Annotated in this window: 17 protein-coding genes; 11 read left to right on the top strand and 6 right to left on the bottom strand. The window is 72.7% G+C overall.

The genetic code is table 11. The annotated features are described in order from the left end of the window. Positions 1 to 262 precede the first annotated feature (262 nt). The 9 genes from ICW24_RS18375 to ICW24_RS18335 all read left to right on the top strand — a co-directional run bounded on the left by ICW24_RS18375 (position 263) and on the right by ICW24_RS18335 (position 9,642). Complete coding sequence (locus ICW24_RS18375) at positions 263 to 1,198, top strand: ABC transporter substrate-binding protein (protein ID WP_226347182.1); 936 nt, start codon at positions 263 to 265, stop codon at positions 1,196 to 1,198. A 187-nt stretch (positions 1,199 to 1,385) separates the two neighbouring features. Next, entirely contained in the window at positions 1,386 to 2,396 is a 1,011-nt protein-coding gene (locus ICW24_RS18370) for an ABC transporter permease (protein ID WP_226347181.1), read from the top strand. 4 nt (positions 2,397 to 2,400) lie between these two features. Further along, on the top strand, positions 2,401 to 3,423 hold the full coding sequence (locus tag ICW24_RS18365) for an ABC transporter permease (protein ID WP_372361031.1): 1,023 nt from the start codon (positions 2,401 to 2,403) through the stop codon (positions 3,421 to 3,423). A gap of 66 nt (positions 3,424 to 3,489) precedes the next feature. Continuing rightward, positions 3,490 to 4,539: an ABC transporter ATP-binding protein gene (locus tag ICW24_RS18360; protein ID WP_226347183.1), complete on the top strand. Its 1,050-nt coding sequence runs from the start codon at positions 3,490 to 3,492 to the stop codon at positions 4,537 to 4,539. Beyond that, positions 4,536 to 5,828, top strand: a complete 1,293-nt coding sequence (locus ICW24_RS18355; RefSeq protein ID WP_226347179.1) for an ABC transporter ATP-binding protein — start codon at positions 4,536 to 4,538, stop codon at positions 5,826 to 5,828. The genes ICW24_RS18360 and ICW24_RS18355 overlap by 4 nt, the downstream gene beginning before the upstream one ends. Next, positions 5,825 to 6,136 (top strand): 4a-hydroxytetrahydrobiopterin dehydratase, encoded by a 312-nt coding sequence (locus ICW24_RS18350; RefSeq protein ID WP_226347178.1) that lies wholly within the window; start codon positions 5,825 to 5,827, stop codon positions 6,134 to 6,136. The genes ICW24_RS18355 and ICW24_RS18350 overlap by 4 nt, the downstream gene beginning before the upstream one ends. 226 nt (positions 6,137 to 6,362) lie before the next feature. After that, the gene (locus ICW24_RS18345) at positions 6,363 to 7,583 is read left to right on the top strand and encodes a pyridoxal phosphate-dependent aminotransferase (protein WP_226347177.1); all 1,221 of its coding nucleotides are present in this window, start codon (positions 6,363 to 6,365) and stop codon (positions 7,581 to 7,583) included. Between the two features lie 2 nt (positions 7,584 to 7,585). Beyond that, the gene (locus ICW24_RS18340) at positions 7,586 to 8,269 is read left to right on the top strand and encodes a type 1 glutamine amidotransferase (RefSeq protein WP_226347176.1); all 684 of its coding nucleotides are present in this window, start codon (positions 7,586 to 7,588) and stop codon (positions 8,267 to 8,269) included. A 32-nt stretch (positions 8,270 to 8,301) separates the two neighbouring features. Next, complete coding sequence (locus tag ICW24_RS18335) at positions 8,302 to 9,642, top strand: alpha/beta hydrolase fold domain-containing protein (RefSeq protein WP_226347175.1); 1,341 nt, start codon at positions 8,302 to 8,304, stop codon at positions 9,640 to 9,642. On the opposite strand, the gene ICW24_RS18330 is transcribed toward ICW24_RS18335, so the two are convergent. The 4 genes from ICW24_RS18330 to ICW24_RS18315 form a co-directional block, all read right to left on the bottom strand. Beyond that, positions 9,609 to 10,946: a kynureninase gene (locus ICW24_RS18330; RefSeq protein WP_226347174.1), complete on the bottom strand. Its 1,338-nt coding sequence runs from the start codon at positions 10,944 to 10,946 to the stop codon at positions 9,609 to 9,611. The two genes, ICW24_RS18335 and ICW24_RS18330, sit on opposite strands and share 34 nt — an antisense overlap. Continuing rightward, the gene (gene kynA, locus ICW24_RS18325; protein ID WP_226347173.1) at positions 10,943 to 11,827 is read right to left on the bottom strand and encodes a tryptophan 2,3-dioxygenase; all 885 of its coding nucleotides are present in this window, start codon (positions 11,825 to 11,827) and stop codon (positions 10,943 to 10,945) included. The genes ICW24_RS18330 and kynA overlap by 4 nt, the downstream gene beginning before the upstream one ends. Before the next feature lie 133 nt (positions 11,828 to 11,960). Next, positions 11,961 to 12,812, bottom strand: a complete 852-nt coding sequence (locus tag ICW24_RS18320; RefSeq protein WP_226347172.1) for a siderophore-interacting protein — start codon at positions 12,810 to 12,812, stop codon at positions 11,961 to 11,963. A gap of 15 nt (positions 12,813 to 12,827) precedes the next feature. Continuing rightward, positions 12,828 to 13,760, bottom strand: a complete 933-nt coding sequence (locus ICW24_RS18315; protein WP_226347171.1) for a LysR family transcriptional regulator — start codon at positions 13,758 to 13,760, stop codon at positions 12,828 to 12,830. Between the two features lie 91 nt (positions 13,761 to 13,851). Here ICW24_RS18315 and ICW24_RS18310 point away from each other — a divergent pair, with 91 nt between their 5' ends. Together ICW24_RS18310 and ICW24_RS18305 are read left to right on the top strand one after the other, a co-directional pair. Further along, a complete protein-coding gene (locus tag ICW24_RS18310) occupies positions 13,852 to 15,462 on the top strand; it encodes an SLC13 family permease (protein WP_226347170.1) in 1,611 nt (536 codons plus the stop codon). Positions 15,463 to 15,579: 117 nt separating this feature from the next. Further along, a complete protein-coding gene (locus tag ICW24_RS18305) occupies positions 15,580 to 16,737 on the top strand; it encodes a tartrate dehydrogenase (protein ID WP_226347169.1) in 1,158 nt (385 codons plus the stop codon). 97 nt (positions 16,738 to 16,834) lie between these two features. Here ICW24_RS18305 and ICW24_RS18300 read toward each other — a convergent pair whose 3' ends face one another. After that, a complete protein-coding gene (locus ICW24_RS18300; protein WP_226347168.1) occupies positions 16,835 to 17,149 on the bottom strand; it encodes a hypothetical protein in 315 nt (104 codons plus the stop codon). 121 nt (positions 17,150 to 17,270) lie between these two features. After that, positions 17,271 to 17,591 carry a tetratricopeptide repeat protein gene (locus ICW24_RS18295; protein WP_226347167.1) on the bottom strand — a complete coding sequence of 107 codons (321 nt, stop codon included), beginning with the start codon at positions 17,589 to 17,591 and terminating at the stop codon, positions 17,271 to 17,273. Positions 17,592 to 17,607: the final 16 nt, after the last annotated feature.

The following is a 17,607-nucleotide window of genomic DNA, read 5'->3' as shown; positions in this document are numbered from 1 at the left end:
CAGCGTGATGATGACGCTGCGGCGCAGGCCCAGGGATGGCGGCCACGCGTCACTGGCCATGTCTTTTATTCGTTCACACAGCCAGTTGATCTGACGCTTCCCCAGGCCGGTGCTATGATAGTCCACGGACGGCTTCTTTCTACGTTTGAGTGTGGTAACCCAAATCGTGTCAAGAAAGGAGCCGTCCGTCATGTAGGCGCGCCGCGCCTTGCCTCTGCTTTAATTGTGGTTCATGCCGTCCTTATTGGGTGCTTGAGCTGCGGTGAATAAGCCTCATTCCTACTGGGGCGAGAAGCCCACGCTGTCGAAGATCGTCTTCAAGATCATCCCCGACGAGACGGTGCGCCGCCAGGAACTCCAGGCCGGCAGCATCCAGGGCTACGACTTCCCGAACCCCGTCGACTGGGAGGCGCTGAAGTCCGAGGGCAACCAGGTCATGGTCCGCCCGGCGTTCAACGTCCTCTACCTCGGGTTCAACGCGACGAAGAACCCCAAGCTCAAGGACCTCAAGGTCCGCCAGGCCCTCATGATGGCGGTCAACCGCGAGCAGATCGTCAAGACGCAGCTCCCGGACGGCGCCAAGGCGGCCTCGCAGTTCATCCCCGACACCGTCGAGGGCTACAACTCGAGCCTGCAGGTCCCGGCCCACGACACGGCCAAGGCCAAGGCGATGCTCACCGAGGCCGGCGCCGCGGGGATGACCCTCGACGTCTGGTACCCCTCCGAGGTGACCCGCCCCTACATGCCGGCGCCGCAGAAGATCTTCGAGGCGATCCGCACCGACCTCGAGGCCGCCGGCGTCAAGGTCAACCCGGTCACCAAGCCGTGGAACGGTGGCTACCTCGACCAGGTCGACGCCGGCCAGGCCCCCGCGTTCCTGCTCGGGTGGACCGGCGACTACAACACGCCGGACAACTTCATCGGCACGTTCTTCGGTGACACGACCAACCGGTTCGCCACGAAGAACTACCCGTGGGGCCCGACGCTGAGCAAGGCCCTGCAGGCCGCCGACTCCGAGCCGGACCAGGCCAAGCGCAAGACCATGTACGAAAAGCTCAACCAGCAGATCATGACCGAGTACCTGCCGGCGGCGCCGATCAGCCACAGCCCGCCCGCCCTCGTCGTCGGGAAGAACGTCTCGGGCATCACCCCGAGCCCCCTGACGGACGAGAAGTTCTGGCAGGTCAAGGTGGGCTGACGCGCCTTCCTCCTCCCCGTCCCCCGGCGGCGCGTGCCGCGTCGTCGGGGGGCGGAGAGCGTGGGTCCGGGGACTACCCCGCGCCCCGCCCCGGTCGTGGGCGGGCTCGACCCACCCGCCGTCGGACCGCCCGTCCGGCCCGTTCCCGACGCCCGCCCGTTCGCACCCGCCCGGCCCAGGAGGTCTCGTGGCCCGCTACATCGTGCGCCGACTCATCCAGATGGTCGGGGTCGTCCTCGTCCTCTCGGTCCTGCTCTTCGCGTGGCTGCGGTCCCTGCCCGGCGGCCCCGTGTCCGCGCTGCTCGGCGAACGCGCCACCCCCGAGACCCGGGCCGCCCTGGAGGCGGAGCTCGGCCTCGACCAACCGCTGTGGATGCAGTACGTCAAGTTCCTCTCCCGCGCCGCCTCCGGCAACTTCGGCCCCTCCACGGGGGTCCTGCCCGGCACGGACGCGCTGAAGATCTTCCTCGATCGCCTCCCCGCGACGATCGAGCTCAGCCTGTTCGCGATGATCATCGCCGTCGCGCTGGCCATCCCGCTCGGCTACCTCGCGGCCCGGCGGCGCGGCAGCGCCCTCGACACCTCGAGCATCGTCGTCTCCCTCATCGGGGTCGCCGTCCCCGTCTTCTTCCTCGCGTTCCTGCTCAAGTACGTCTTCGCGATCGAGCTGCACTGGCTGCCGGTGTCGGGGCGCCAGAGCGGCGGGCTCGACGCGACGCGGGTCACCGGCTTCTTCGTCCTCGACGGGCTCATCACCCGCGAGTGGGACGCCGCGCTCGACGCCCTCGCCCACCTCGTCCTGCCGGCCGTGGCACTCGCCACCATCCCGTTCGCCGTCATCTTCCGGATCACCCGGGCCTCGGTGCTCGAGGTGCTCGACGAGGACTACGTCCGCACCGCCGAGGCCAAGGGACTGACCAACCGCGTCATCCGCGGCCGACACGTCCTGCGCAACGCGATGCTGCCGGTCGTGACCACCATCGGCCTGCAGATCGGCGCCCTCCTCGCGGGGGCGGTCCTCACCGAGCGGGTGTTCTCGTTCGGCGGGATCGGCGAGGCACTCGCCCTCTCGTTCGAGCAGCGCGACTACGCGGTGCTGCAGGTCCTCATCCTCGCGGCCGCCGCGATCTACGTCCTCGTCAATCTGATCGTCGACGTCCTCTATGCCGTGATCGACCCCCGCGTCCGGACGCGGTGAGGAGGTGAGCCCCGTGAACGACCCCCGTCCGCACCCCCGCGGCGGTCTCGGAGCGCGCAAGAAGGAGCGGATCGACTCCCTCGCGCGCGCCGGCGCCCGCCGGGACGACGCGCCCGACACCGAGGTCGCCTCCGCCGGGACCGTCGACGACCGCGCCGGCGTCAGTCTCGTCGCGAGCGCGTGGCGGCGTCTGCGCCGCAACGTCGTCTTCCTCGCGGGCGCGACGATCGTCGTCCTCTTCGTGATCCTCGCGCTCGTCGCGCCGCTCGTCGCGCCGCACGACCCCAGCGCGGGCCTGCTGCTCAGCCAGGTGCGTCAGCAGACCAACCCCATCCCCGGGCCGCAGCCCGGCTTCCCGCTCGGCGGCGACCAGGCAGGCCGGGACCTGCTCTCGCGCCTGCTCGTCGGCAGTCGGCAGACGCTCTACGTGGGCGTGTTCGCGACGCTGGGCGGGCTGATCGGCGGCCTCACCCTGGGCACCCTCGCCGGGGCGTTCGGCGGGTGGATCGACTCCCTCGTCATGCGCGTCGTCGACGTCATGCTCAGCATCCCCAGCCTGCTCATGGCGTTCAGCATCGCCGCCATCGCGGCACGCCCGTCGCAGTGGACGGTGATCCTCGCCATCGCCATCGTGCAGGTGCCGATCTTCGCCCGCCTGCTGCGCGGGTCGATGCTCGCGCAGCGGCACAGCGACCACGTCCTCGCGGCCCGTGCCCTCGGCGTCAAGCCGGCCCCGATCGTGTTCCGGCACATGCTGCCCAACGCCCTGGGGCCGGTCATCGTCCAGGCCACCCTCGTCGTGGCGACGGCGATCATCGACGCCGCCGCCCTGTCGTTCCTCGGCCTCGGCAACCCCGACGACCGCGTGCCCGAGTGGGGGCAGATGCTCGGCGCCGCGCAGACCTACCTGGCCGGCTACCCCCACCTCGCGTTCTACCCCGCGGCGTGCATCATCGTCGTCGCCCTCGGCTTCACGCTCATGGGCGAGTCCCTGCGCGAGGCCCTCGACCCGAAGAGCCGGAGGTAAGACGTGAGCACCGCTGCGTCCCCACCCGATCGCCGCCACCCGACCGCCCCCGCCGACGGCCCCGCCGTGCACGACCCGGCCGCGGCCGGACGCTCCGACGCGACGGGGCCCCTGCTGTCGGTGCGGAACCTCACCGTCCGGTTCCGGCGCCAGGGCGAGGAGGACTTCGTCGCGGTCGACGACGTCAGCTTCGACGTCCGCGCCGGCCAGACCGTGGGCCTCGTGGGCGAGTCCGGCTGCGGGAAGTCCGTCACGTCCCTCGCGATCATGGGGCTGCTGCCCAAGCGCGGGAACACGGTCACCGGCCGGGTGGACTTCGAGGGCATCGACCTGTTGTCCCTCTCGCCGCGGCAGCTGCGGGACCGGCGCGGCCGGGACATCGCGATGATCTTCCAGGACCCCCTGAGCTCGCTCAACCCGGTGGTCCCCATCGGGGTGCAGGTCAGCGAGGTCATCGAGCGCCACGTGGGCCTGTCCCGCGCCAAGGCGCGCCCCCAGGCGCGCGAGCTGCTGAGCAAGGTGGGCATCCCCGACCCCGACCGCCGCCTGTCCGAGTACCCGCACCAGCTCTCGGGCGGCATGCGCCAGCGGGCGCTCATCGCCATGGCCCTCGCCTGCCGGCCCCGGCTGCTCATCGCCGACGAGCCGACGACCGCCCTCGACGTGACGATCCAGGCGCAGATCCTCGCGCTGCTCAAGGAGCTCGTGCAGGACTCGGGCACGGCGCTCGTCATGATCACGCACGACCTCGGCGTCGTCGCGGGGCTGTGCGACCGCGTCAACGTCCTCTACGGCGGTCGGATCGTCGAACGGGCCGACCGGCACGAGCTCTTCGCGACCCCGCGGCACCCGTACACGAACGGGCTGCTCGCCTCGATCCCGCGGCTCGACGCGCCCCGGGGCCAGCGGCTGTCGCCCGTGCCGGGATCCGTCGCCGACAACATCCCGTGGGACCACGCCTGCGCCTTCGCGCCCCGGTGCGACCGCCCGGTGGCCGCGTGCCGCGAGGTGACGCCCGAGCTCGTCACCGACGAGGCGGCGCCGTCGGCCCCGGGCGGCCTCCCCCGGGCGCTGCGCTGCCACCACCCCGTCGAGCCCGGACAGGAGTCCCGATGAGCCCCGCCCGCGCCGCCGGACACGACGGCCACGACCACGATCGCTCTGGGGAGCGGGAGCAGCAGCGCGAGCGTGAGCACGCCCAGGAGCACCGCCCGGGCCGGGAGCCCGACGGGCCCGCCGGTGAGGGGACGGACGGCGACGTCCTCGTCCGGGTCCGCGGCCTCAAGGTGCACTTCCCGATCAAGCGCGGGATCGTCCTCGACCGCACCGTCGGCCACGTCTACGCCGTCGACGGCATCGACATGGACATCCCGCGCGGCCGGACGTACGGCCTCGTGGGCGAGTCCGGCTGCGGCAAGTCGACGTTCGGGCGTGCCCTGCTGCGGCTGGAGGAGCTGACCGAGGGCAGCGTCGTGTTCGACGGCGTCGACGTGGCCTCGCTCAAGGGTGAGGAGCTGCGCCGCCGCCGGCAGGACATGCAGATGATCTTCCAGGACCCCCTGGGCAGCCTCGACCCCCGCCAGACCATCGAGTCGCTGCTCCTCGAGGGCATGTCGGCGCACGGGTTGACGAAGGGCCAGGACACGCGGACCCGCCTGCGCGAGCTCATGGCCGCCGTGGGTCTGCCGACCGCGGCGCTACGCAAGTACCCGCACGAGTTCTCGGGCGGCCAGCGGCAGCGCATCGGCATCGCCCGGGCCCTGTCGGTGAACCCCAAGCTCATCGTCGCCGACGAGCCCGTCAGCGCCCTCGACGTGTCGGTCCAGGCGCAGGTCGTCAACCTCCTCGAGGACCTGCAGGACGAGCTGGGGCTCACCTACCTCGTCGTGGCCCACGACCTCGCCGTCGTCCGCCACATCAGCGACGTCATCGGGGTCATGTACCTCGGTTCCCTCGTCGAGGAGGCCGACGCGGACTCCCTGTACGAGGCCCCGCTGCACCCGTACACGCGGGCCCTCATGTCGGCCGTGCCCGTCCCCGACCCCGAGGTGGAGGACGTCCGAGAGCAGATCCTCCTCTCGGGCGACCTCCCGAGTCCGGCGGCCCCGCCGTCCGGGTGCCGCTTCCACACCCGCTGCCCGTGGCGGCAGGAGACGCGCTGCGACGACGAACGACCCGAGCTGCGGGTGGTCGACGTCACCGGGCGGTCGGTGGCCGGCGACGCAGACCCGACACGGCGGGGCGGCCCGGGTGCGAGCTCGCACCGGGTGGCGTGCCACTGGGTCGAGGAGATCGCCGCGGGGACGATCACGCCGCGCCGGCGCGCGGCGTCGGACGCGGAACCCGAGACGATCGGCCGGACCGGTGACAACCCCCCGGGACGTTCGGCAGACTCGGGCGCATGAGCCGACTCCTGGACGACGACGAGATCAGCCGCGCGCTGGAGGACCTCCCGGGCTGGAGCCGGGACGGTGACACGATCCGGGCGAGCTACCGCTCCCCCGCGTTCCTCGACGCGATCGGCCTCGTCACGCGCGTGGCCGACGAGGCGGAACAGATGAACCATCACCCCGACATCGACATCCGCTGGACGACCACGACGTGGGGACTGTCGACGCACGACGCGGGCGGTCTCACCCAGCTCGACGTGGAGCTCGCGCATCGCATCGCGCAGGCCGCCGCAGCGAGCGGGGCCACGCCCGACGGCGGCTGAGGGAGCCGTGGTGGGCGGCGGCCCCTCCTCCGCCGCCCACCACGTTCCGCGCTTCCTATCGACGGCACCCGGACGGATCGAAGGATTTTGCGGACAGCCGGTGACAGCGGGCGAAAACCCATGTCAGAGCGACGATCCGGACCACGACGGCGGCCGCGCGGCGGCGCCGGCGGGCGCGGGCGAGCCGCGGCGTCGGGCCGGCCGGCGCGGGTGGGATGATGCCGGGATGCGGCCCATCCACCAGTCCCACAAGCTCGACGACGTCCACTACGCGATCCGCGGCCCGGTCCTCGCCCAGGCCAAGCGCATGGAGGACGAGGGGCACCGCATCCTCAAGCTCAACATCGGGAACCCGGCGCCGTTCGGTTTCGACGCCCCCGACGAGATCCTCGTCGACATCAAGACGGCGCTGCCCACGGCGCAGGGCTACGCCGACAGCAAGGGGCTGCCGGCGGCGCGGCGCGCGGTGGTGCAGCACTACGAGGAGCAGGGCATCGAGGGGCTCGACGTCGACGACGTCTACCTCGGCAACGGGGTGAGCGAGCTCATCACGATGACGATGCAGGCGCTGCTCGACAACGGCGACGAGGTGCTCATCCCGGCGCCGGACTACCCGCTGTGGACCGCCTCGGTCTCGCTGGCCGGTGGCCGCCCCGTCCACTACCTGTGCGACGAGGGCGCCGACTGGGCGCCCGACCTCGACGACCTGCGCTCCAAGATCACGCCGGCCACCCGCGCGCTGCTCGTCATCAACCCGAACAACCCGACCGGGGCCGTGTACTCGCGCGAGGTCCTCGAGCAGATCGTCGAGCTGGCCCGACAGCACGACCTGCTCCTGCTCTCGGACGAGATCTACGACAAGATCCTCTACGACGACGCCAAGCACGTCCCGCTCGCGAGCCTCGCGCCGGACCTGCTGTGCCTCACCTACAACGGGCTGAGCAAGTCGTACCGGGTCGCCGGGTTCCGCAGCGGATGGCTCGTCATCTCCGGGCCCAAGGAGCACGCCCGCAGCTACCTCGAGGGCATCTCGATGCTCGCGAACATGCGGCTGTGCGCGAACCACCCGGCCCAGCACGCGATCGCGACGGCGCTCGGCGGCCGGCAGAGCATCACCGACCTCATCCTCCCCGGGGGGCGGCTGCTCGAGCAGCGGAACGCCGCCGTCGAGCTGCTCAACCAGATCCCCGGGGTGTCGACGACGACCCCCATGGGCTCGCTGTACTGCTTCCCCCGCCTCGACCCCGCCGTCTACCCCATCGACGACGACGAGCGGTTCGCCCTCGAACTCCTCTCGGAGGAGAAGGTGCTCGTCGTCCAGGGCACCGGGTTGAACTGGCCGCGGCCCGACCACTTCCGCATCGTCACCCTGCCGCGGGTCGAGGACCTGCAGGACGCGATCGGACGCATCGAGCGGTTCCTGTCGCGGCGCCGGGTCAGGTCCTGACGGTGCCGGGGGCCTACCTCTGCGTCCAGCCGGAGACGAACTGCGGGGCCGGCCTCATCGCCGACCGGGCGAAGGAGGTCGGTGTCGGGCTACGGTTCGTCCGGCCGTTCGCGGGCGAGACCGTGCCCACCCGTCTGCCCGACGGCGTCGACGGGCTGATCGTCCTCGGCGGGTCGATGGGCGCGCACGACGACGCGGCCCACCCGTGGCTGACGGCGACGAAGGGGCTGCTCGCGGCGACGGTGCACGACGGGGCGCCCGTGCTCGGCGTGTGCCTCGGGCACCAGCTCCTCACCGTGGCCCTCGGCGGCGCGGTGCGCCGCTCCCCCGACGGGCGCGTCTGCGCCGTCGTCGAGGTCAGCACGGCGGGCACAGCCGACGCCGTGTTCGGCTCGCTGCCGCAGCGGGCCCCCGTGCTGCAGTGGAACGAGGACGTCGCCGTCGTCCTGCCGCCGGACGCGGCCGTCCTCGCGACGTCGTCGACCGGCCGCCCGCAGATCGTCCGTTTCGCCCGGCGGGCCTGGGGCCTCCAGGTGCACCCCGAGGCCGTCGCCGAGCAGGCGCGGACGTGGGGCGGACCGGCCGATCGCCCCGTCGTCGACGCGCTCGCCGCGCAGGTGGACGAGGTGGCCGCGGCGTGGGCCGGGCCCCTCGACGCGTTCCTCGCCCTCGGGGGCCGCCCGTGAGGGTCGCGGCGGACGAGGAGCTCCCTCTCGGTTTGCACGAGCTCCCGTTCGCCGGACTGCTGGCCGTCCTGTTCGTCATCGCGTTCACCCGCGGCGGCGCCACGTACGCCGTCGGGCGCGCGGCCGTCGCCGGCGGCCGCCGGGCGCAGCGGCTGCGGGCCCGCCTCGACGGCCCGACCATGCGCCGGGCGGAGTCGTTCGCCGCCCGCTGGGGCGTGTTCGCCGTCCCCTTCTCGTTCCTCACCGTGGGCGTGCAGACGGCGATCAACCTCAGCGCCGGCGCGACGCGGGTGCCGTTGCGGCGCTACGTACCCGCCCTCGCCCTGGGGGCCGTCTTCTGGGCCGTGCTGTACGCGACCGTGGGGCTGGCCGCCGTCGCTGCGGCTCTCTCGCTCGCCGCGACCTCACCGTGGGCCGCGGCCGCCGCCGGCATGGCCGTCGTCGTCGCCGTCGTGCTGCTGCGGCGCCGCGGGCGCCGATCGCCCTCGACCTCGACCTCGACCTCGACCTCGACCTCACGAGCAGAGTTGCCCACCACGTCGGACGCACACCAGGGCCGGGCCACATCAGCCACGTCGACCCCGCCGCCGGAGTCGGTTGTCGCGTCGCCGGCGCCCGCCGACGTCGCCGAGGCCGAGGACCTCGCGCTCGCCCGCCTGCTCGCGAGCGCGCCCACCGGGACGTCGTTCGCGTACGGGGACGAACCCGACCAGGTCGCCGAGCGGTTCGGCACCGACGACGCCCCCACGGTGGTCGTCGTGCACGGCGGGTACTTCCGCCCACGCACCGATCGCCGTCACGCCCGACCGTTCGCGGCCGGCCTCGCCGAGCGCGGCCTCGACGTCGTCCTCGCGGAGTACCGCCGCCGACCCGGTGATCCCGACGCGGCCGTCGACGATCTCCGCGCGCTCGACCTCTACCTGAGGTCGACGGGAACGCCGCCCGTCGCGTACGTCGGGCACTCCGCGGGCGGGACGCTCGCGCTCCTCCGGGCGCTGGCTGACGATCTCCCGCCCGTCGGTGCCGTGGCGCTCGCCCCGCTGTCGGACCTCACCCTCGACGTCGACCGCTCCGGTGGCGTCGGACCGGTCGTCGAGTGGATCGGCGCCACCCCGGCGGCGCGGCCGGAGGCGTACGCGCGGCTGGACCCCGCCCGCCGGATGGCGGCGGGCGCTCGCCCGGGCGGCCGCCTCGTCGTCGTGCACGGCGACATCGACGGGGTCGTGCCGGTCGGCGACTCGTCGGATCTCCGCTGGCCGAGCGGCACCGACGTCCGCGTCCTGCCCGGCGCCCACCACTTCGACGTCGTCGACCCGACCTCGCCGCACGTGGCGGCCGTCTACGACGCGGTCGAGTCCTGCGCGAGGAGCTGATCGATCCGCACGAGTGCCCGCGCCACCTCGGTGTAGCTCGTGCTCAGCGGCGCGAGCCCGAGCCGGATCCCGTCCGGCTCGCGGAAGTCGGGCACGATGTGCTCGCCCCAGAGCCGGGCGCAGAGTTCCCGCGAGCGGGGGTGCGCGATGGTCACGTGGTTGCCGCGGCGCTCGTCCTCGCGCGGTGAGACGACCCGGACGCCGCGGTCGGCGAGCACGTCGTCGACGGCCTCGACGACGAAGGCGCCGAGCGCGCGGCCCTTCTCCCGGACGGCGTCGAGGCCGACGGCCTCGATGAGGTCGACGGTGTCCTCGATCCCGACCATCCCGAGCACCGGCGGTGTCCCGGAGATGAAGCCGCGCATGCCCTCGCCGGCGCGGTAGTCCGGCCCCATGACGAACGGCTCGGCGTGCCCCATCCACCCCTGGATCGGTTGGCGCAGGCGACCCTGGTGCCGCCGGGCGACGTAGGCGAAGGCGGGGGCCCCCGGCCCGCCGTTGAGGAACTTGTACGAGCAGCCGACGGCGAGGTCGACCTCGTGGGCGTCGAGGTCGACGCGCACGGCGCCCGCCGAGTGGCACAGGTCCCACAGCACGAGCCCGCCGGCGTCGTGGACGACGCGGGTGATCGCCGGGAGGTCCGCGAGCCAGGCCGACTTGTAGGCGACCTGGGACAGCAGCACCACGCCCGTCCGCTCGCCGACGACCGCGGCCACGTCGTCGGGCGTGACGCCGCGGGCCGGTTCGGGCTCGATCCAGCGCAGCGTCGCCCCGGTCTCGGCGGCGACGCCCGCCGCGACGTACCGGTCGGTGGGGAAGTTCTCCGTGTCGAGGACGATGTCGGTCCGCCCCCGCTCCAGGGCGTCCGCGACCCCGGCGCGCAACAGCTTGTAGAGCAGCACGGTCGTCGAGTCGCCGACGACGCATTGGCCCGGGGCGGCGCCGAGCACGACCTCGCCGAGTCGGTCGCCGAGCCGGGTCGGCAGCGCCATCCACTCCTCGTCCCACGAACGGATGAGCCGGGTCCCCCAGCCGTGCCGGACGAGGGTGTCGAGCCGATCCGCGGTGGCCCGCAGCGGGCGGCCGAGCGAGTTGCCGTCGAGGTAGGCGACGACCGCGTGCTCACCCTGCCCCGCCGGCACGAACGCGTCGCGGCAGCCGGCCAGCGGGTCGGCGGCGTCGAGCGACGCCGCCCGTGCGAGCAGGGCCTCGTCACCGGTGGACCCGTGCGTGGACGCGTCCGTGACCCTGTCCGTGGCCCCCGATGCAGCCCCTCGCCTCGCCCCGGGCCCCGCGGCGCTCATCGACCCACCTGCGTCCGGAGCGCGAACAGCTCGGGGAAGAAGGTGAGGTCCAGGGCCCGCTGGAGAAAGCCCACCCCGCTCGAGCCGCCGGTGCCGGTCTTCATCCCGATGGTGCGCTGGACGGTCTTGAGGTGCCGGAAGCGCCAGAGCTGGAAGTTGTCCTCGAGGTCGACGAGCTCCTCGCACGCCTCGTAGACGTCCCAGTGATCGTCGGCGTGCTCATAGATCCGGGTGAAGATGGCCGTCAACTCGTCGTCGCACTCGTGGGCCCGCGTGATGTCGCGCTCCAGGACTCGGGCGGGGATCGCGTAGCCGCGACGCGCCAGGTGGCGCAGGAACTCGTCGTACAGGCTCGGCGCCGCGAGCAGCTGCGACAGGACGTCGTGCGCGTGGGGGTCCGCCTCGTGGACCGCGAGCATCCCGGCGTGCTTGTTGCCGAGCGCGAACTCGACGGCCCGGTACTGCCACGACTGGAAGCCCGACGCGTGCCCGAGGAAGCCGCGGAACTGGGCGTACTCGGTCGGCGTGAGCGTCGCGAGCACCGACCACTGCTCGGTGAGGGTGCGCTGGATGTGCTTGACCCGGGCGATCCGCTTGAGCGCGACCCGCATCTCGTCGTCCGCGAGCAGCGACATCGCCGAGCGCAGCTCGTGCAGGACGAGCTTGAGCCAGAGCTCCGAGGTCTGGTGCTGGACGATGAAGAGCATCTCGTCGTGGTGCTCGGGGTCGCTGACCGGTCGCTGGGCCGACAGCAGCGTGGGCAGGTCGAGGTAGGAGGCGTAACTCATCTCGGCGCGGAAGTCCTCGTGGATCCCGCTCTCGATGTCGCGTGTGTTGCCCGCGACACCCCTGTCGTCGTGACCTGCCCCGCCCGTACCCATGCGCACCGCTCCCCTCCCCGCGCAGCCGGTCGGCCACGCCGCGTCCTCACCGTAGCTCGGTGCGTCGGTGGCCGCGCCGGGCTCGGGGCGGGGCGCCGACACGGGAGCCGCTCGGCGGCCGCGCGGGGTGCGCTCACGAACGGGCGGCCCGGGCCTCCTCCGCCTCGACCCCGGCCATGAACTCCTGCTTGCCCGACTGCCACCCGTCCTCGTTCAGGCCGGCGCGCCAGTAGCCGGAGATCGAGACCCGGTCCTTGGGCACGCCGTTCTCGACGAACAGGAACCGGCGTAGGTCACGCACCATCTCGGCCTCGCCGTGCACGAAGGCCCGCACGTCGCCCTCGGGCAGGCCGGCGGCGCGCACGGCCGCCGCCAGCGGCCGGCCGTAGGCGGCGTCGCCGCGGTGGACCCAGTTCACCGCCAGTCCGGGCAGGTCGCGAAGAGGCACCTGCCCCGCGGCGTCCCGGACCTCGAGGTGGACGAGGGCCCGCGCCCCCTCGGGAAGGGCATCGAGCGCCGCCGCCACGGCGGGGATCGCCGACTCGTCGCCGACGAGGAGGTGCACGTCCGCGGCGGGGTCCGGGCCCCACCCGCCGCCGGGTCCCATGAACTGCATGACGTCCCCCGGCGCGGCGGCGGCCGCCCACGGCCCCGCGAGGCCGGCGTCGCCGTGCACGACGAAGTCGATCGTCATCCGCCGCGCCGCGCGGTCGAACGCGCGGATCGTGTACGTCCGGGTCACCGGCCACTGCTCGCGCGGAAGCTGCTCACGGATCCGAGCGGGCTCGAAGGGCCACGTGTAGTCGGCGCCCGGCGGTGGGAAGAGCAGCTTGACGTAGTGATCGGTGAACTCGAGCTCACCCAGGGCCACGAGGTCCTCGCCGGTGAACTCGACCCGGACGAGGTCCGGCGTGAGGCGCCGAGCGCCGACGACGGTGACGCTGCGGGCGGGCCGATCGGGGCGCTTGCGGGACGGGGGAGCCATGTCGTGAGGCTACCCTTACCCGGCGCCGCTCCCGTCGGTCGGCCCGGGGCCGGGCTGCCCCTCCCCCGCGGCGAGCCGGACGAACGCCGCGGCCAGCGGGGTGAGGTCGTCGCGCCGGCAGACGACCGCCGTCCGCACGACCGCGGCGACCTGCAGGGTGCGGACGACGAGCCCGAGGGCCGTCGCGTCCTGCGCGTACGCCGCCGGCAGGATCGTCGCCCCCGCCCCGGCGCGGACGAGCGGGAGGATCGCGGCGCGGTGGTCGATCTCGCAGACGATCGCCACGTCGGGGTGATCGACGAGCACGTCGTCGACGTAGCGGCGCATGACCGTCCCCCGCCGCGAGGTGATGAGACGGCACCCTCGCAGGTCGCCGGCGGACACCTCGCCGTCGCCGGGCGGGGCGTCCTGCGGACGGGCGATGAAGACGAGCCGGTGCGCGACGGTCGGGATGACGGCGAGATCCTGTTCGCGGCGCAGCACCGCCGAGGCCACGAGCCCCACCTCGACGCGCCCCTGCCGGACGAGGTCCGCGATCTCCTCGTCGGTCCAGCCGGCCACGACGGTGAGCTCGGCCCCCGGGTGATCGCGGGTGAACCTCGACATGAGGTCGACCCCCGGACTGATCGCCGCCGCGGGCATCGCCGCGATGCTCAGCCGACCCAGCCGGGCCGTCGCGACGCTGCGGGCCGCGTCCTGCGCGACCCCGACGGCCCGCAGGGCCGTGCGGCAGGGTTCGAGCAGGTCACGACCCGCGTCGCTGAGGACGATGCGGCGGCCGACCCGGTGGAACAGGGGCACCCCGAGCTGCCGCTCGAGCCGCGAGATGGCCTGGGACAGCGACGGCTGGGCGATGCGCAGGTCGTCGGCGGCGCGCGTGAACGAGCCCCGCTCCGCGACGGCGAGGAAGTACCGCATCTGACGCGTCTCGAGATCAGGGCCGTCCATAGCGAGAGCCTATGCGGCGCAGAGTCGACCGGTCTTGGACACGAACGACCTGCAGAGGTCAGGGTGACCGGACACCGATCGAGGAGGCACCGTGGCCACCGATTCACCGACGCAGCGCTCACGCGAGGGCTGGACCGACGTCGAAGCCGTCCTGCTGGGCAACCGCGACGCGCTCGGGTCCGAGCGCCTCAGCGACACCGAGGAGCGGGTCGAACGCATTCGGCAGACGAGCGGCTGGTTCCTCGCCCCGCTCGTGGCGATCGTCTTCTTCTTCCTGCCGCTCGGCATGGACGGCACGCAGCAGACGCTCGCCGCCGTCCTCCTCGGCGTCATCGTCCTGTGGATCACCGAGCCCGTCCCGATCCCGATCGGGGGACTCATCGGCGTCGCCGCCATCGTCTTCCTCGGCGTGGCCAAGGCCGCCGACGTGCTCAAGCCGTTCGGTTCGACGACCGTGTTCACGTTCATCGGGGCGTTCATCCTCGCGCAGGCGATGATGCAGCACGGCGTCGCGCGGCGGATCGCGTTCTGGCTGCTGGGCCTGCCGGGCGTCGGCAAGACGACGATGCGGGTGCTCCTCGCCTTCGGCGGCGTCACGTGTCTGCTCTCGGCGTTCGTCTCGAACACGGCGACGGTCGCGATGCTCCTGCCGACCGCCATCGGCATCGTCGCGGTCATCGCGCGGCTCCTGCAGGAGCGCGGCCTCGTCGAGCCCGGCTTCGACCCGACGAAGCTGCGCATCGCGACGGCGTTCATGCTCATGCTCGCCTACTCCGCGAGCGTCGGCGGCCTGCTCACCCCGGTGGGATCCCCGCCCAACCTCATCGGCCGCGGCCTCATCGAGGAGGCGACCGGCAAGACCATCGACTTCGGGCAGTGGTTCGCCATCGCCTTCCCCATCTGCGCCGTCATGTTCGTCGCGCTGGCGATCATCCTCACGCTCATCAACAAGCCCGAGGTGCGCAAGCTCGAGGGCGTCGGCGAGTACCTGGCCGAGCAGAAGCGGCACCTCGGACCGCTCTCGCGCGCCGAGCGGAACACGATCATCGCGTTCACGTTCACCGTCGTCGGGTGGCTGCTGCCGTCGATCCTCAACGTCATCCTCGGGGACGACCACGCGGTGGCCGAGGCCGTGGCCGGCCGCCTCAACGAGGGCATCGTCGCCGTCGCGGGCGCCTGCCTGCTCTTCATGCTGCCCGTCGACTGGTCGGAGCGGCGCTTCACGATGTCGTGGGAGGAGGCCGCCAAGATCGACTGGGGCACGATCATCCTCTTCGGCACCGGCATCATCTTCGGTGCGCTGCTGGACGACACCGGCCTCGCCGAGACGATCGGCAAGGGCGCGGCGAGCACGTTCGGCGTCACCACACCGTTCGCGCTGACGGTCTTCGCGGTCCTGCTCGCCATCCTCATCTCCGAGACGACGAGCAACACGGCGGCCGCGGCCGTGACGGTGCCCATCATCATCCCGTTGGCGACGGCGGCGGGCCTCGACCCCTTCGTGCCCGCCCTCGCGGCGACGTTCGGGGCCTCGTTCGGGTTCATGCTGCCCGTCTCGACGCCGCAGAACGCCATCGTCTACGGGTCCGGGGTCGTCCCCATCACCCGGATGATCCGCTCCGGCATCAGCTTCGACATCATCGGCGCGATCCTCATCATCATCTTCCTGCCCATCGTCGCCGGCCTCGTCGGACTCGTCTGACCCGGTTGCATAGGCCGAGCCGATCGACCGCATCGCCGATCGGTCTTGGACCTATGCGAACTGCCCGCGATTGACTGGCGACATCGCCCGCGCCACCCCCGATCTCCAGGAGCATCCATGACCTCCACCACCACCAGCCCGGCCGCCCCGACGACGCACCGCATCGCCGCGATCCCCGCCGACGGTGTCGGCATCGAGGTGATCGACGCGGGCCGCCACGTCCTCGACGTCGTGGCCAAGATCGCCGGCGACTTCTCCTTCGACTGGACCGAGTTCGACTGGGGCAGCGAGTACTACGCCCAGCACGGCCGGATGATGCCGGAGGACGGTCTCGAGACGCTCAAGCCCTTCGACGCCATCTACTTCGGCGCCGTCGGCTGGGAGAACGTCCGGGACGACGTCAGCCTGTGGGGCCTGCGGCTCAACATCACCCAGAACTTCGACCAGTGGGCCAACATCCGCCCGGTCCGCTTCCTGCCCGGTGTGCTCAGCCCGCTGCGCAAGGCCGACGACACGCAGCTCGACTGGGTGTGCGTCCGCGAGAACAGCGAGGGCGAGTACGCCGGCCTCGGCGGGCGCAACCTCGCCGGCCGCGGCCCCGGCAACGAGGTCGCGATCCAGAGCTCGCTGTTCACCGAGAAGGGCTGCGAGCGCATCATGCGGTACGCGTTCGACCTCGCCCGGACCCGCGAGGTGAAGAAGGTGAGCAGCGTGACGAAGTCCAACGCCCAGCAGTACGGGATGGTGCTGTGGGACGAGGTCTTCGCCCGCGTCGCCGCCGACTACCCCGACGTGGAGACCGAGAGCGTGCTCGTCGACGCCATGAGCGCCAAGTTCGTGCTCAAACCCGAGGACCTGTCGGTCGTCGTCGCCTCCAACCTCAACGCCGACATCCTCTCCGACCTCGGCTCCGCCCTCGCCGGCAGCCTGGGACTGGCCGCGAGCGCGAACATCAACCCGGAGCGTCGTTTCCCCAGCATGTTCGAGCCGGTCCACGGGTCGGCCCCCGACATCGCGGGCCAGGGCATCTGCAACCCGATCGGCACGATCAGCAGCGGTGCGCTCATGCTCGAGCACCTCGGCCACCCGGACGCCGCCCGCGTCGTCGAGGCGGCGATCGAGAACGTCACCGGCCGGGGCGTGAAGACCCGCGACATCGGTGGGAGCGCCTCCACGCGGGAGGTCGCCGAGGCCGTCGCGGCCGAGGTCGAGGCCCTGTGGCGCGCCGACGAGGACACCCGGACGCCGGACACCTCGGACGCCGCGCTCGCCTGACCGGACGGGGACGCGCGACAGCGGCGGAGGTGGGTGACCCACCTCCGCCGCCGTCGTCGTGTCGTCGTGTCCCTCGACGGACGCCGGGCCCGGCGCCCTACTCGACGGCGGCCGTCGTCGTGAGGTCGTCGTCGCCGGGGTCGAGCTCCTCGGCGGGGCCGGCCGCGCCGTCGTCGGCGTCGGTGCCGTTGCCGCTGCCCCCGGCGTCATCGCCCTCGACGTCGGCGCTGCCGCCACCCGCACCTCCGGCGGCGGAGCCCTCGTCGGCGCCGGACGCCTCGTCGGAGGCCTGGCCCGGGTCCGCCGCGCCCGAGGTGGGCGCGGTGGTCGACGTCTCGCCGTCGTTCGCGTCCCGGGTGGCCTGCTCGGCGATGTCCTGTGCGGGGGCCTGGTCGGAGGAGGTGTCGCTCATCGTGGATCTCCTTCTCTACGTCGCCAATCGGTCGTGGGCTCACCGTAGCCCCGCCGACGCGACGGCGCCCTCCCGCCGACGGTGCCGACCACAGCGGTGCCTGCCGCCCGCCGGCCGGGCCTCACTCCACCCCGAGGGCCTGCGCCCGCCGGTGCCACGGCTCGGCCCGCTCCGGGCGGCCCTGCCGCTGGAGCGTGCGCGCGAGCAGGAGCATGGCGTGGCCGTCGGTGGGATCCCGGTCGACGAGGGCGGTGGCGGCCGCCTCCGCGCGCGCGAGCTGCGCCGAGTGGTAGTAGGCGCGGGCCAGGAGCAGCGGCGCGTCGCCGACCCCGGGCCCGTCCGCGGCCGCGACGACGCCCTCGAGCTCGCGGGCGGCCGCGGCGTGGCGACGCTCGTCGAACAGACGGGTCGCGTAGGTGTACCGGTCGAACTCCTCGATCATGGGTCCTCCTTCAGGC

It is taken from the genome of Agilicoccus flavus, from assembly GCF_014857905.1.
Taxonomy (GTDB): Bacteria; Actinomycetota; Actinomycetes; order Actinomycetales; family Dermatophilaceae; genus Agilicoccus; species Agilicoccus flavus.
Note: the sequence above shows the minus strand (reverse complement) of the source record. Positions and strands in the feature narration are given on the sequence as shown.